This is a genomic window from Halomonas urmiana (assembly GCF_005780185.1).
GTDB lineage: Bacteria > Pseudomonadota > Gammaproteobacteria > Pseudomonadales > Halomonadaceae > Halomonas > Halomonas urmiana.
Window position 1 is genome coordinate 90,635 of record NZ_VBUI01000017.1, and the last position, 14,752, is coordinate 105,386.

Sequence of the window (14,752 nt, forward strand, 5' to 3'; positions counted from 1 at the left end):
CTCCTGGTCGGGATAGGGTCAGACCGCCCGGCGACGCAGCCCCGTGAGGGCGTGTCGCAGGGCGTCTAGAGTGCGGTCGATGTCGGCCTCGGTGGTGAAGCGGCCGAAGCTGAAGCGCAGCGAGGCCAGCGCCAGCGGGCGCGGCACACCGATACCCTTCAGTACATAGGATGGCTCGACGCTGGCCGAGTTGCAGGCCGAGCCGGTCGAGAGCGCGATGTCGCGCAGCGTCATCAGCAGCGACTCGCCGTCCACGCCCTCGAAGGCCAGGTTGAGGATGTTGGGCACCGACGCCTCGACCGCGGTGTTGCGGTGGATGCCATCGAGATCGCCGAGGCCGTCCAGCAGGCGGTCACGCTGCGCGGTGATGCGGGCCTGGTCGGCCTCGCCCTCGGCGGCGGCCAGGGCGAAGGCTTCGCCCATGCCGGCGATCTGGTGGGTCGGCAGGGTACCCGAGCGCATGCCGCGCTCATGGCCGCCACCGTGGATCAGCGGCTCGATGCGCAGGTCCGGGTCGCGGCGCACGTAGAGCGCGCCGATGCCCTTGGGGCCGTAGGCCTTGTGGCCGGAGAGCGACATCAGGTCGATGCCCAGGCGCGCCACGTCGAGCGCGATACGCCCCACCGCCTGGGCGGCGTCGACGTGGAAGGTCGCGCCGCCGGCGTGGGCCACCTCGGAGAGCGCCGCCAGGTCGTGGATGACGCCGAGCTCGTTGTTCACCGCCATCAGCGAGACCAGCACGGTGTCCTCGCGCATGGCGTCGCCGAGCTGCGCGGGTGTGATGCGACCGTCGTGGCCCGGGGCGAGCCAGGTCACCTCGAAGCCCTCGTCCTCCAGCGCCTTGGCGGTATCGACCACTGCCTTGTGCTCGATGGTGGAGGTCACCAGGTGGCGCCCCCGGGCACGATTGGCGCGCATGAAGCCGGTCAACGCCAGGTTGTCGGCTTCGGTGGCGCCGCTGGTCCAGACGATCTCGCGGGGATCGGCGCCGATCAGGTCGGCGACCTGGCGGCGCGCGCTCTCCACCGCCTGCTCCGCCTGCCAGCCCAGCATATGGCTGCGCGAGGCGGGGTTGGCGAAAATGCCGTCCATGGTGAGGTAGTGGCTCATGACCTCCGCGACCCGCGGGTCGACCGGGGTGGTGGCGGCATAATCGAGGTAGACGTGTGCGCTCATGGGCTCGCAGTCGATTCCGGGGTTGGGTGACAGGGGCGGCGGCTCAAAGGGTCGAGGCCAGGATGCCGTCGTCACGGCGGCCGCGCTGGCGGCTGGCGATCTCGAGGATCTCCTCGCGTCCGGCCAGCTGTCCCAGGGTGACCTTCTCGAGGAAGTCATGGATATGCTCGGACAGCTCGCACCACAGGTGGTGGGTCAGGCAGGTGTCGCCCTGCTGGCAGTCCGAGAGGCCGCCGCAGCGGGTGGAATCCACCGATTCGTTCACGGCCTGGATGACCCGGGCCACGGTGATCTCCTCCGGCGCCATGGCCAGCAGGTAGCCGCCGCCCGGCCCGCGCACGCTGCCGACCAGCCCGTCGCGCCGCAGCCGCGCGAACAGCTGCTCCAGGTAGGAGAGCGAGATCTCCTGGCGCTTGGAGATGTCGGCGAGGCTGATGGGGCCGGACTCGGCGTTCATGGCCAGGTCGAGCATGGCGGTGACGGCGTAGCGTCCCTTGGTGGTCAGGCGCATGAGGAACTCACCTCGGCACCGACGCGCGGGTCGGCAGTCAATGTACGTGATCGGCCATTATGATAAAGGCCGAGTATCATGGTCAACCATTACGCCGGCGAGGGGGCGTCTCCTGCGGCTGGTCCTGTTCCTGCTGGTCTTGCTCCTGCCGTGTGCGTGACCCGGGCGCGGCGTCGTCGTCCGGCCCCCGGGCCGGCGGGCAGCCGCCGTCGACGTCGTCGAGGATGTCGGCGAAGTCCTCGTCGCGCAGCTCCGGCAGGCGACCGTCGCGGTAGCTGGCGTCGACCTTGCGCAGGGTGGTGCACATGCGCTCGATGCGCTCATCCACGGCGTGCATGTGATCGAGCATCGCCTGGATCGAGCGGGCCACCGGGTCGGGCATGTCCTGGCTCACCCCGTAGGCGTCGAAGCCGAACTTGCGCCGCATCGCCTCGCGGCGTTCGGGGTCTACCGCGATCGCCTCGGCGTCGTCGGGCTCGCTGCGCTGGACCACCTTGCCCGGGATGCCGACTACGGTAGCGCCGGCCGGCACCTCCTTGGTGACCACCGCGTTGGAGCCGATCTTGGCGCCGGTGCCGACGCTGAAGGGGCCGAGGATCTTGGCGCCCGCGCCGACGATCACGCCGTCCTCGAGGGTGGGGTGGCGCTTGCCCTTGTTCCAGCTGGTGCCGCCCAGGGTCACGCCCTGATAGAGGGTGACGTCGTCGCCCACCTCGGCGGTCTCGCCGATCACCACGCCCATGCCGTGGTCGATGAAGAAGCGCCGGCCGATCGTCGCGCCGGGATGGATCTCGATGCCGGTCAGCAGGCGCGCCAGCTGCGACAGGGTGCGCGCCAGCCACTTGAGGTTCTTGCGCCACAGCCAATGACTCAACCGATGCGCCAGCAAGGCGTGCAGCCCCGGGTAGTTGGTCAGCACTTCCAGGAAGTTACGGGCCGCCGGGTCGCGGGCGAATACGCTGTTGATGTCCTCGCGCAGACGTTGAAGCATGCAGCGGTCCTTGGGTGGCGTGGCGAACGGGGAATGGCCTTCATAGTGGGGGCGCGCCGCGCCGGCTTCAAGGCGCGCGGCTCATTGCCCCCGGGCGTCGTCGCCCGGCGGGCGCTCGGCCTGCTGCTCGGTGGCGGTGAGGATGCCGCGCAGGATGTTGAGCTCCATGCGTTCGGGGCGCGCCCGCAGGGTGAAGCGGCGCAGCCGGGCCATCAGCTGGCGCGGCATGGCCGGGTCGTGGAAGCCGATGCCGATCAGGGTGCGCTCGAGGTGTTCGAAGTAGCGTTCGAGCTCCTCGTGGCTGGCCAGCGGCTGGGGCGGAGCCGCCTCGGCCGGCTCGCTCGCCTGCTGGCCGAGCCAGGCCTGGCGGCACTCGTAGGCCAGCACCTGCACCGCGGCGGCCAGGTTCAGGGAGCTGAAGTCGGGGTTGGTGGGGATGTGCACGTGGGCATGGCAACGCTGCAGCTCGGCGTTGGTGAGCCCGCTGTCCTCGCGGCCGAAGACCAGCGCCACCCGAGCCGCCGGGTCGGCGAGCTCCGTCGGCAGCCGCTCGCCCAGCGTCCGCGGCGTGATCATCGGCCAGGGCAGGGTGCGTGAGCGGGCGCTGGCGCCGACCACCAGGGTGCAATCGCCCACCGCCTGCTCGAGGGTCTCGACCGTGCGCGCGCCGTGGACGATATGGTCGGCCCCCGAGGCCCGCGAGACGGTGTCGGCGGTGAGCGGTTCGCAGCGCGGCGCCACCAGGGCCAGGTCGGAAAGCCCCATGTTGTGCATGGCGCGGGCGGTGCCGCCGATGTTGCCGGGGTGGCTGGTGCCGATCAGGACGATGCGGATGCGCTCGAGCATGGTGGGGGCCTGTGGATCCTGGGAGAAACGGGGAGCGGCGATTCTAGCATGGCGGCCGGTCGCCACGAATGGCGCATCCGATGCGCTTCTGCTAGGATTCGCGCCGTTCCGTTCTTTAACACCACCGACTCCCCAAGGCCCGATCATGCATCCGATGGTCCAATTCGCCCTGCGTGCCGCACGCAGTGCCGGCGAACAATTCCTGCGCATCCGCGAGCGAATCGAGAACTCCCACCAGGAGCCCAGCCTCGACCGCCTGCTCGAGGACGCCGCCCGCAACGCCGAGACGCTGATCGTTCGTCAGCTCGCCCGCGGCTACCCCCAGCACGGCGTCCAGGGGCGCTTCACGCCCCATCGCCCCGGCGAGGGCGAAGGCGCTGACACCCTTTGGAAGATCGAACCCTTCCACGGCTACTCCGATCTCACCGTTGCCGCCCCCGGCTTCGCCATGTCGGTGGTGTGTCTCGTCAAGGGCCGCCCGGAGCACGCGGTGGTGATCTGCCCCTTCAGCGACGACGAATATCTGGCCAGCCGCGGTCGCGGTGCCCAGCTCAACGGCAAGCGCCTCCGCGTGACCAAGCCCACTGCCGTGAGCGGCACCCGCGTCGCCATGGGCCTGCCCGAGACCTGGCTGCGTCCGCGCTATCTGCCCTCCTACCTGACCCTGGTCCAGCAGCTCGGCCCGCAGATCGAGCAGCAGCGCGCCTCCGGCAGCGGCCTGCTCGACCTGGCCGACCTGGCCGCGGGGCGTGCGGATGCCGCCTTCGTGCTGGGCCTCGAGGAGCAGGACCTGCACGTCGGCTCGCTGCTGCTCAAGGAGAGCGGCGCGCTGATGGGCACGCCCGATGGCCAGCCCAGCGTCGAGGTCGAGGGGCGCCTGATGGCCGCCGGCCCGCGCCTCTACAAGGCCCTGGTGCAGCAGCTCAAGCCGCACTTCTGAGCCGCGGCGCCTGACCACGTCGGCGGATGACGAGACGCCCCCATGGCCCTGCCGTGGGGGCGTCTTGCGTTGTGAGAAGGGCGATCATTGTAAGGAGGCCTACAGACGCACGACGTGCCCCGATGCGGCCGGCGAGGCGGGATGGCGGGCGGTGCGTTGTCGGGTCGTCAGGCGGGGGAGCGGTCCAGTTCCCGTGTCAGCCACTCGACCAGCCGCGCGAGGTCCCGCCGAGGCGCGCCCGGCGGCAACCACAGGCCGAGCCGGGCCGGTGTCTCGATGAAGCCCCAGGGCGCGATCAGCCGCCCGGTACGCAGGTCCTCCTCCACCAGGTAGGACGGTGCGATGGCGACGCCCAGGCCCACCAGGGCCGCCTCGAGCATGTAGTGAAGGTGCTCGAACGACTGGTCATGGCGCATCGCGGCGGGGTCCAGCCCCTGGGCCGCGAACCACTGCGACCAGGCCTGGGGGCGCGACTGGGTATGCAGCATCGGCAGCCTCGTCAGGTCGGTGGTAGCGGGATCGGGGACGTCGAGCCGTTCCGGCGCCAGCACCGGCCCCATGCGCTCCGGCGCCAGTTCGACCACCCGCACCTCAGTGGGCCAGGGCGGCTCGGCGAAGCGCAGCACGGCGTCCACCTCGGTGCCGAGACGGCCTGCCACCTCCTCGTCGGCGGTGAGGTGAAGGTTCAGTTCCGGGCACTGCGCCTTCAGCCGGTCCAGCCGGGGGATGAACCAGCGGGCGAGGAAGCTGCCGGGACAGCCGAGCACCAGCGGCGCCTCCGAGGCGCGTCGGCGCAGCTGGGTGCAGGCCTGGCCGAGCCGCTCGAAGGCCGGTGAGGTCGAGGCGCGCAGCAGCTCGCCCTCCTGAGTCAGCGCCAGCCCGCGGCCCTGGCGCCGGAACAGCGTCACCCCGAGCTGCGCCTCGAGCTGCTTGAGCTGGCGGCTGACCGCGCCATGGGTGACATGGAGGGCCTCCGCGGCGCGCGTGACGCTCAGCGTGCGGGCCGTCTCGTCGAAGGCGCGCAGGGCATTCAGCGAGGGCAGTCGATCACTCAAGACGGGCTCCTGACATGTCAGCTTTTCTCACAGGTTAGCGCGCAATGATCGCTTATTACAGGGCCGTGGCGCGATGTATCTTGGTGGCCAACCCCACCAGCCAGGAGTCGTCACCATGGGTCTGCCGCACCCGACTGCCGAACTCGCCCCCGATGCCGATGGATTCTTCGGCCGCTTCGGCGGCCGCTTCGTCGCGGAAACCCTGATGCCGCTGATCCTCGAGCTTCAGGCGGCCTATGAGTCGGCGAAGCAGGATCCCGATTTCCACGCCGAGCTGGAGGCACTGCGCCGCGACTACATCGGGCGCGAGAGCCCGCTCTACTTCGCCGAGCGGCTGACCGAGCAGCTGGGCGGCGCCCGGATCTACCTCAAGCGCGAAGACCTGATGCATACCGGCGCGCACAAGATCAACAACTGCATCGGCCAGGTGCTGCTCGCCCGTCGCATGGGCAAGAAGCGCATCATCGCCGAGACCGGGGCCGGTATGCACGGCGTGGCCACCGCCACCGTGGCCGCCCGCTTCGGCCTGGAATGCATCATCTACATGGGCAGCACCGACATCGACCGCCAGCTGCCCAACGTGCAGCGCATGAAACTTCTAGGCGCCAAGGTGATCCCGGTGACCAGCGGTACCGGCACCCTGAAGGACGCGATGAACGATGCCCTGCGCGACTGGGTGACCAACGTGGCGGACACCTTCTACATCATCGGCACCGTGGCCGGCCCCCATCCCTATCCGGCCATGGTGCGTGACTTCCAGTCGGTGATCGGTCGCGAGGTGCGCGAACAGATGGTCGCAAAGGAGGGCCGGCTGCCGGACTCCCTGGTGGCCTGCATCGGCGGCGGCTCCAACGCCATGGGCCTGTTCCATCCGTTCCTCGAGGACAGGGACGTGCGGTTGATCGGCGTGGAGGCCGCGGGCGAGGGGCTGGACACCGGCAAGCACGCCGCCAGCCTGCAGGGCGGCAGCCCCGGCGTGCTGCACGGCAACCGGACCTTCCTGCTGCAGTCCGCCGAGGGGCAGATCACGGACGCGCACTCCATCTCGGCGGGGCTCGACTACCCGGGCATCGGCCCCGAGCACGCCTGGCTGCACGAGGCCGGCCGGGCCGAGTATGTCGCCGTGACCGATGACGAGGCGCTGGAGGCCTTCAAGACCCTGTGCCGCCTGGAAGGCATCATCCCGGCACTGGAGACCGCTCACGCCATCGCCCATGCGATCAAGCTGGCGCCGACCCTGCCGGCCGATCACCTGATGGTGCTGAACCTGAGTGGACGGGGCGACAAGGACATGGCCACCGTCACCGACCACCTGGCCGACGAGCTGGCCGACTGAGGAGAAAGGCGATGACCCAACGCCACGACCGTATCTCACGCCGCTTCAATGAACTCAAGGCCGCCGACCGCGCCGGCCTCGTCACCTTCATCAGCGCCGGCGATCCCGACTACGACACCAGCCTCGAGACCCTGCTGGCCCTGCCCGAGGCGGGCGCCGACGTGATCGAGCTGGGCATGCCGTTCACCGATCCGATGGCCGACGGCCCGTCCATCCAGGCCGCCACGCTGCGTGCCCTGAAGGGCGGGCAGGACATGCGCAAGACGCTGTCCATGGTGCGCACCCTGCGCGAGCGTGATGACGCCACGCCGGTGGTGCTGATGGGCTACTACAACCCCATCTACTGCATGGGCGTCGAGGCCTTCCTGGCCGAGGCCGCCGAGGCCGGCGTGGACGGGCTGATCGTGGTCGATCTGCCACCGGAGCACGACGCGGAGCTGTGCCTGCCGACCCGGGCTCACGGCCTCGACTTCATTCGCCTGGCGACGCCAACCACCGATGCAAAACGCCTGCCGCTGGTGCTGCAGAACACCTCGGGCTTCCTCTATTACGTCTCCAGCACCGGCGTGACCGGCGCCGCCGCGCCGTCCGCCGAGCGCGTGGCGCAGGAAGTCGAGGCCATCCGCACGCACACCGCGCTACCGATCGGCGTCGGCTTCGGCATCCGCACCCCGGAGCAGGCCGAGTGCATCGCCCGCTTCGCCGACGCGGTGGTGGTCGGCTCGGCGCTGACCGACAGCGTTGCCCGGGCCGAGAGCCCCGCCGAGGCCTCGCGCAGCGTGCTCGAGCTGACCCGCTCGCTTTCCGCTGCCGTGCGCCGTGCCCGCGAGACGGCATCCCTCGAGGCGTGATCTGAGGCTTCGAGCCTCACCTTACAGCGAAGAAAGCCACCCCGCAGGGTGGCTTTCAGGTGGGCGTGAGAAGGGCCGCCGTCAGGGCAGCTCCTCGGCCTCCGGATCCTCCTTCTTGGCGGGGATCAGGTCCTCGCGCGAGAGCTTCAGCGGCAGCAGCAGTGCCCCTGAGACGTAGATGGAGGAGAAGGTGCCGACCACCACGCCGAGGATCAGCGCCACCGCGAAGTAGTGGATCATGTCGCCGCCGAGGATCACCAGCGCCAGCAGCACCAGCAGGGTGGTGCCGGAGGTCGCCAGGGTGCGCGACAGGGTCTGGTTGATCGCCTCGTTGAAGATGGTCGGCATGTCATCGATCCGCGACTTGCGGATGTTCTCGCGGATGCGGTCGTAGACCACGATGGTGTCGTTGAGCGAGTAGCCGATCACCGCCAGCACCGCCGCCAGCACCGTGAGGTCGAACTCGAAGCCGAACAGCGCGAAGGCGCCGACCACGATGATCACGTCGTGGAGCAGCGCCAGCAGGGCGCCCACGGCGAACTTGTACTGGAAGCGCGCCGCAACGTAGAGCATCACGATGCCCAGCGCCACCAGCATGCCCATGCCGCTCTGGTCGCGCAGCTGGTCGCCCACCTGGGCGCCGACGAACTCGGCGCGCACCAGCGAGACGTCGTTGCCGGCGTCCTTCAGCAGCGCCACCACCTGGTCGCCGACGCCGGCCTCGAAGGCATGTTGCAGGCGGATCAGCACCTCGGTGGAGGCGCCGAAGGTCTGCACCGCGACGTCCTGGAAGCCGGCGCCCTCGAGGGCCTGGCGCACCGTCTCCAGCGCCGGCGCGCTGGCGAAGCGGACCTCGACCAGGGTGCCACCGGTGAAGTCGAGGCCCAGGTTGAGCCCCAGCGTCAGCAGCGCGACCACCGCGGCCAGCAGCATCGCCACCGAGACCGCGAAGGCGATCCGGCGCTTGCCCATGAAGTCGAACTGTCGTTGTATCAGGGATTTCATAGGCACCTCTTAAATCCAGAGCTTCTTGATGGGCTTGCCGCCGTAGCACAGGTTGACCATCGCACGGGTCACCATCAGGGCGGTGAACAGCGAGGTCAGGATGCCCAGCGAGAGCGTCACGGCGAAGCCCTTGACCGGCCCGGTGCCGATCGAGAACAGGATCAGCGCCACCAGCAGGGTGGTGATGTTGGCATCGACGATCGAGGTGAAGGCGCGCTGGTAGCCGGCATGGATCGCCTGCTGCACCGAGAGCCCCGTGCGCAGCTCCTCGCGGATGCGCTCGAAGATCAGCACGTTGGCGTCCACCGCCATGCCCAGCGTCAGCACGATGCCGGCGATGCCGGGCAGCGTCAGTGTAGCCCCGAGCAGCGACATGGCGGCCACCAGCAGGGTCAGGTTGAGCGCCAGGGCGACGTTGGCGAACACCCCGAAGACCTTGTAGCGCGCCAGCATGAACAGCACCACCAGCAGCAGGCCGATCTGCACCGAGAGCACGCCGCGCTCGATGTTCTCGGCGCCGAGGCTCGGCCCGATGGTGCGCTCCTGGGCGAAGTAGATCGGCGCGGCCAGCGAACCGGAGCGCAGCAGCAGCGCCAGCTCGGCCGCCTCGGTGGGCGAGTCGAGCCCGGTGATGCGGAAGCTGTTGCCCAGCGCGCTCTGGATGGTGGCCAGGCTGATGATGCCGCGCTCGGTGTAGGGCGTGCGCTCGACGACCTCCTCGCCGTCGACCATGCGGGTGGTCTCGCGGGTCTTGTGCTCGATAAACAGCACCGCCATGTTGCGGCCGATGTTGGTGCGGGTAGCGCGGTTCATCAGCGTGCCGCCGGTGCCGTCCAGGTCGATGTTGACCTGCGGGCGGCCGTTCTCGTCGAAGCTGTGATTGGCGTTGGAGACGCTGTCGCCGGTGATGATCACGTCGCGCATCAGGTCGGCGCGGCGGCCTTCGCTGTTGCGGAACGGGAAGGACTCGGTCTCATTGTCCGGGGTGTCCGGGCGCGCCTCGAGGCGGAACTCGAGGTTGGCGGTGGCGCCGACGATGCGCTTGGCGGCCACGGTGTCCTGGACGCCGGGTAGCTCCACCACGATGCGATCCGGCCCCTGGCGCTGCACCAGCGGTTCGGCCACGCCCAGCTCGTTCACCCGGTTGCGCAGGGTGGTGAGGTTCTGGTTGATGGCGTAGTCCTGGAGCTCGTCCACGGCCTGGTTGGTCATGGTCATCACCAGCCGCGCGCCGCGATCGTCCCCCTCGCTCTGGTAGGTAAACTCGGGGAATTCCCGGCCGATAAGACGGCGTGCCTCGTCGCGATCCTCGGCGTTGGCGAAGACCATGGAGACGGTGCGGCCGTCGATCTGGGTGTCGCGGTAGCGGATCCGCTCCTCGCGCAGCTGCTCGCGCATGGCGCTGGCGTTGACCTCGAGGCGCTGCTCCAGGGCGGCGTCCATGTCGACCTCGAGCAGGAAGTGCACGCCGCCGCGCAGGTCGAGGCCCAGGGTCATGGGCGAGGCGGAGAGCGACTGCAGCCATTCGGGGGTTGATTCGGCCAGGTTCAAGGCGACCACGTAGTCGCTGCCGAGCATCTCGGCGATGCGGTCGCGGGCCTTGATCTGGTCGTCGGCGTTGTCGAGGCGGATCAGCACGCGGTTGGCGTCGCGCTCGGCCTCGGTGATCTCGATGCCGGCTTCGCCGAGGTCGTCGCGGATGCGCTCGAGCTGGCGCTCATCGATGGTGGCGTCGCCCCGCTCGCTGCTGATCTGGACTGCCGGATCCTCGGGGAAGAGGTTGGGAAGGGAGTAGACCAGGCCGGCGAGGAGGACGATGAGTATCAGCAGATACTTCCACAGGGGGTAACGGTTGAGCATGGGGGCCCTGTCCTCAGGTTGCGGACGTTGGAGGCTGACAAGGCGGACCAGGCGGGCAATGAAGGAGGGAGCCGGTCGCGCGGCTCCTGCCGCACCGGCCGCAGGGCGGCCCCCGCCGCGGCCCAGGGTGGCCGGCGACGGGGGCGAAGGGCGCCCGGGTCAGATGGACTTGATGGTGCCCTTGGGCAGGACGGAGGCCACGGCGTTCTTCTGCACGTTGACCTCGGTGCCGTCGGCGATTTCCATGCTCAGGAACTCGCTGTCGTCGCTCACCTTGGTGATGCGGCCCAGCATGCCGCCGCCGATGACGATCTCGTCACCCTTGGCGAGATTGCCGATCAGCTGCTTGTGCTGCTTGGCGCGCTTGGCCTGGGGGCGCCACAGCAGGAAGTAGAAGATGGCCACGAAGCCGACCAGCATGACGATCTGGGCGATGCCACCACCGGCCGCGCCGGCATCCTGAGCCATGGCCGGGGAAATGAAGAAGTCCAGCATGTATGACGATCTCCTGGGTGATGTATAGAGGTATGGATGGCCGGCCCGGCGGGCCGGCCATGGGTCAATTCGGTGCGGGAGGAACCGGCAGGTCGCGCTGCGTATAGAAGCCTTCCACGAAGTTCGCCAATGTACCCGCTTCGATGGCACCGCGCAAACCGGCCATCAGACGCTGATAGTGGCTCAGGTTGTGGATGGTATTGAGCATCGAACCGAGCATCTCGCCGCAGCGATCGAGGTGGTGAAGGTAGCTGCGCGAGAAGTGCTGACAGGTGTAGCAGTCGCAGCCTTCTTCCAGCGGCCCGGTGTCGTGGCGGTGCTTGGCATTGCGGATCTTGACCGTTCCCTCGGCGGTGAAGAGGTGGCCGTTGCGTGCGTTGCGGGTGGGCATCACGCAGTCGAACATGTCGACGCCGCGGCGCACGCCCTCCACCAGGTCCTCGGGCTTACCGACGCCCATCAGGTAGCGCGGGGTGTCCTCGGGCATCCAGGTCGGCAGGTAGTCGAGCACCCGGATCATCTCCTCCTTGGGCTCGCCCACCGAGAGGCCACCGATGGCCAGGCCGTCGAAGCCGATCTCCAGCAGGCCCTTGAGCGAGGCCTCGCGAAGCTCCGGGTGCATGCCGCCCTGGATGATGCCGAACAGCGCCGAGGGCGAGTCGCCATGGGCCTCGCGGGAGCGCTTGGCCCAGCGCAGCGAGCGCTGCATGGAGAGCTCGGCCTCCTTCTCGGTGGCGGGGTAGGGCGTGCACTCGTCGAAGATCATCACCACGTCGGAGCCCAACGAGCGCTGCACGGCCATCGACTCCTCGGGGCCCATGAACACCTTGGCGCCGTCCACCGGCGAGCGGAAGTGCACGCCCTGCTCGGTGATCTTGCGCATGGCACCCAGCGAGAAGACCTGGAAGCCGCCGGAGTCGGTGAGGATGGGCTTGTCCCACTGGGCGAAGTCGTGCAGGTCGCCGTGGGCCTCGATCACCTCGGTGCCGGGGCGCAGCCAGAGGTGGAAGGTGTTGCCGAGAATGATCTCGGCGCCGATCTCCTTGACCGACTCGGGCGTCATGCCCTTGACGGTGCCGTAGGTGCCCACCGGCATGAAGGCCGGGGTCTCCACGGTGCCCCGGGGGAAGGTCAGGCGGCCGCGCCGGGCCCGACCGTCGCTGGCCAGGCGCTCGAATGTCATGAAGCTTTCTTTACGCATGGGGAGTCTCGTTGCGCATCGGGGAGGCCCCGCGCTGGCGGCGCCTCGAGGCCCGGATGTCGTGGCTGTCGGGTGAGGGCGGGCGGCTCAGCGCGCGCGCTCCAGGAACATGGCGTCGCCGTAGCTGAAGAAGGCATAGCCCTCGGCCACCGCCTCCCGGTAGGCCGCCATCGTCGTGTCATAGCCGGCGAAGGACGACACCAGCATCAGCAGGGTCGACTCCGGCAGGTGGAAGTTGGTCACCAGGGCATCGACCACCCGCCATTCATAGCCCGGGTAGATGAAGATGTCGGTCTCGCCGCGGTAGGGGGCGATCTCGTCCCCCTGGTTACGGTCACCGGCACTCTTCAGGCAGGCGCTCTCTCTGGCCGCACTTTCCAGGCAGCGCACGCTGGTGGTGCCCACCGCGATCACCCGGCGACCCGCGGCCCGGGCGCGGCGCACCTGCTCGCAGGCCGTCTCGTCCACCTCGATCCACTCGCTGTGCATCTGGTGCTCGCGGATGTCGTCGGCGCGCACCGGCTGGAAGGTGCCGGCACCGACGTGCAGGGTGACGTAGGCGCTCTCCACGCCCTTCTCGGCCAGCCGCTCGAGCAGCGGCTCGTCGAAGTGCAGCCCGGCGGTGGGCGCGGCCACCGCGCCGTCGCGGCGCGCGTAGACGGTCTGGTAGCGCTCGCGGTCGGCCAGCTCGTCCTCGCGGGTGATGTAGGGCGGCAGCGGCATGTGGCCGTGGGCCTCGAGCAGCGCGATCAGCGGCGTCTCGCCGAGAAAGCGCAGCTCGAACAGCGCGTCCTGGCGGCCCTCCACCACGGCGCGGATATCGCCCTCGAAGAGGATCTCGGTGCCGGGCTTCGGCGACTTGCTCGAGCGCAGGTGAGCGAGGCCGCGGTGAGCGTCCAGCGGGCGCTCGAGCAGCATCTCCACCTTGCCGCCGCTGGCCTTGTGACCGTGCAGGCGGGCGGGAATCACCCGGGTGTCGTTGAAGACCAGCAGGTCGCCGGGTTCGAGCAGCTCGACCAGGTCGGGGAAGCGGCGGTGGGCCAGCTGGCCGCTCGCGCCATCGACGCACAGCAGGCGGCAATCGCTGCGCTGTTCGGAGGGGTAGCGCGCGATCAGCGCCTCGGGGAGCTCGTAGTGGAAGTCGGCACGCTGCATGAGACGTTTCGGTCCGGAAGAGGGGCGTCGTGGGCGGCTCGCGATGAGCCGCGCAAAGCCGGCTAGGATACCGTCTCGGCGCGATGAAGTCAGCCGGCCGATTGACCTGCCCCGGCGCCCACGTATAATGCCTTACGCGTTGCCGGCGTGGCGGAATTGGTAGACGCAGCGGATTCAAAATCCGCCGGGTGAAAGCCCTTGTCGGTTCGAGTCCGACCGCCGGTACCAGCATAAAATCAAGCAGTTGCATGTGATACCCCTCCCTGAAGCACCCCTCCCCGTTTCACGAAAATAACCGTACTATCAGCAAGCGCGTGTAAGCTTTTGTCTTCAGAAGGCATCAACAATTCGCTCGACAAGCGATATTGATTCCCACTCCCATATCTGGTTTTCCTGTAAAAGCAACAGCTTTTTTACGGCTTGAGTGGCCACTGAGAAATTCCTCACTCTATTTTTAGATTCACTAATTCAGAATATTTTGTACAGCTCGGGGGTAGGCCACGGCAGGCGCGAGCTTTAGGGTGAGAGCATGACTTGCAGGAATACGCTCATCAAACCTCAAGAAATGAAATTTGGTGGTGACCCTGGTTGCGGCGATATTCGGATTGGGGGGTATGAATATTCTGGTGCATTATCTGGTCTGCATGTTGTCTAATGGGTGCGGGTTTTTGATGTTCTGCTGGCTTTTAATGTTGTTGTTTAATTCTTTCTTTCTATGTGGGGTGGGTCGTGGAGAATTTGACATTAGAGTGGTGGCTTAACTGCTTGAAAGCGCCGGCTTTGACTGTTTTTGGTTTGTTTGTGCTGGCAAGACAGTTAAGGTTGTATTTGCTTAAAGATGTAGTATCAAACAAGCTCAATGAAATAGAAAGAAGAAAAAAGATGTCTTGGAATATTGCCAATCCGCACAGGAGGCAATACTCAAAACAAGAATGATGGAGTCGATAAGCAAAGTTTCAAGTGATTCTATAAAGTCGATCAATGAGATTTTTCTTGAGGTTGAAAAGAAAGGTTTTTTTGCAGATCGTGGTGTGGCTACTATGGCGCACCTCTCGGCTAGGATTTTTTTGGCCATATGACCGAAGAGTCTGTTGAGACAAAAAAAGGGGATGATTCATTTATCAGGGGTATGACAACAGGAACACTGTATATTGCGGCTTACAATACTCTTGCGCTGATTGAGTCTTACGCAGAAAGATCGATTGAAATGCCTAATAGCATTACTTTGTCTAAGGAAAAGAGGCTGCCTTTTACCTGAATCCGTGAGACTGGCCCCCTGAAGCGCTTCTAACCCACTGACCTGCATGGCAATATAGCGGATATCGCCATT

General features: G+C 67.2%; 14 protein-coding genes and 1 tRNA gene. 5 read left to right on the forward strand and 10 right to left on the reverse strand.

The genetic code is table 11. The features are described from left to right. Positions 1-18: 18 nt before the first annotated feature. From FEI13_RS12040 to trmJ, 4 genes are all read right to left on the reverse strand, one after another. The gene (locus FEI13_RS12040) at positions 19-1,176 is read right to left on the reverse strand and encodes an aminotransferase class V-fold PLP-dependent enzyme (RefSeq protein ID WP_138181767.1); all 1,158 of its coding nucleotides are present in this window, start codon (positions 1,174-1,176) and stop codon (positions 19-21) included. A 43-nt stretch (positions 1,177-1,219) separates the two neighbouring features. Beyond that, positions 1,220-1,687 carry a Fe-S cluster assembly transcriptional regulator IscR gene (gene iscR, locus FEI13_RS12045; RefSeq protein WP_138181768.1) on the reverse strand — a complete coding sequence of 156 codons (468 nt, stop codon included), beginning with the start codon at positions 1,685-1,687 and terminating at the stop codon, positions 1,220-1,222. An 82-nt stretch (positions 1,688-1,769) separates the two neighbouring features. Next, complete coding sequence (gene cysE, locus FEI13_RS12050) at positions 1,770-2,678, reverse strand: serine O-acetyltransferase (protein ID WP_138181769.1); 909 nt, start codon at positions 2,676-2,678, stop codon at positions 1,770-1,772. 81 nt (positions 2,679-2,759) lie between these two features. After that, the gene (gene trmJ / locus FEI13_RS12055; protein WP_138181770.1) at positions 2,760-3,524 is read right to left on the reverse strand and encodes a tRNA (cytosine(32)/uridine(32)-2'-O)-methyltransferase TrmJ; all 765 of its coding nucleotides are present in this window, start codon (positions 3,522-3,524) and stop codon (positions 2,760-2,762) included. Positions 3,525-3,669: 145 nt separating this feature from the next. Here trmJ and FEI13_RS12060 point away from each other — a divergent pair, with 145 nt between their 5' ends. Further along, positions 3,670-4,464, forward strand: coding sequence for an inositol monophosphatase family protein (locus tag FEI13_RS12060; RefSeq protein ID WP_138181771.1), 795 nt, complete (start codon positions 3,670-3,672; stop codon positions 4,462-4,464). 167 nt (positions 4,465-4,631) lie between these two features. On the opposite strand, the gene FEI13_RS12065 is transcribed toward FEI13_RS12060, so the two are convergent. Then, on the reverse strand, positions 4,632-5,519 hold the full coding sequence (locus tag FEI13_RS12065; protein WP_138181772.1) for a LysR family transcriptional regulator: 888 nt from the start codon (positions 5,517-5,519) through the stop codon (positions 4,632-4,634). Positions 5,520-5,634: 115 nt separating this feature from the next. Between FEI13_RS12065 and trpB the strand changes: the two genes are divergently transcribed. Both trpB and trpA read left to right on the forward strand, forming a co-directional pair. Beyond that, positions 5,635-6,855, forward strand: coding sequence for a tryptophan synthase subunit beta (trpB, locus tag FEI13_RS12070; protein WP_138181773.1), 1,221 nt, complete (start codon positions 5,635-5,637; stop codon positions 6,853-6,855). Positions 6,856-6,866: 11 nt separating this feature from the next. Further along, on the forward strand, positions 6,867-7,706 hold the full coding sequence (gene trpA, locus FEI13_RS12075) for a tryptophan synthase subunit alpha (protein WP_138181774.1): 840 nt from the start codon (positions 6,867-6,869) through the stop codon (positions 7,704-7,706). 81 nt (positions 7,707-7,787) lie between these two features. Here trpA and secF read toward each other — a convergent pair whose 3' ends face one another. From secF to queA, 5 genes are all read right to left on the reverse strand, one after another. Beyond that, positions 7,788-8,711, reverse strand: a complete 924-nt coding sequence (gene secF, locus FEI13_RS12080; protein ID WP_138181775.1) for a protein translocase subunit SecF — start codon at positions 8,709-8,711, stop codon at positions 7,788-7,790. Between the two features lie 9 nt (positions 8,712-8,720). Next, positions 8,721-10,571 (reverse strand): protein translocase subunit SecD, encoded by a 1,851-nt coding sequence (secD, locus tag FEI13_RS12085; protein ID WP_138181776.1) that lies wholly within the window; start codon positions 10,569-10,571, stop codon positions 8,721-8,723. Positions 10,572-10,730: 159 nt separating this feature from the next. Beyond that, a complete protein-coding gene (gene yajC, locus FEI13_RS12090) occupies positions 10,731-11,066 on the reverse strand; it encodes a preprotein translocase subunit YajC (RefSeq protein ID WP_138181777.1) in 336 nt (111 codons plus the stop codon). A gap of 64 nt (positions 11,067-11,130) precedes the next feature. Next, positions 11,131-12,249: a tRNA guanosine(34) transglycosylase Tgt gene (gene tgt / locus FEI13_RS12095; RefSeq protein WP_193555736.1), complete on the reverse strand. Its 1,119-nt coding sequence runs from the start codon at positions 12,247-12,249 to the stop codon at positions 11,131-11,133. A gap of 105 nt (positions 12,250-12,354) precedes the next feature. Next, positions 12,355-13,422: a tRNA preQ1(34) S-adenosylmethionine ribosyltransferase-isomerase QueA gene (gene queA / locus FEI13_RS12100; protein WP_138181779.1), complete on the reverse strand. Its 1,068-nt coding sequence runs from the start codon at positions 13,420-13,422 to the stop codon at positions 12,355-12,357. Positions 13,423-13,563: 141 nt separating this feature from the next. Between queA and FEI13_RS12105 the strand changes: the two genes are divergently transcribed. Together FEI13_RS12105 and FEI13_RS12110 are read left to right on the forward strand one after the other, a co-directional pair. Beyond that, positions 13,564-13,650, forward strand: a tRNA-Leu gene (locus FEI13_RS12105). 847 nt (positions 13,651-14,497) lie between these two features. Continuing rightward, positions 14,498-14,680: a hypothetical protein gene (locus FEI13_RS12110; RefSeq protein WP_138181780.1), complete on the forward strand. Its 183-nt coding sequence runs from the start codon at positions 14,498-14,500 to the stop codon at positions 14,678-14,680. The last annotated feature ends 72 nt before the right edge of the window (positions 14,681-14,752 follow it).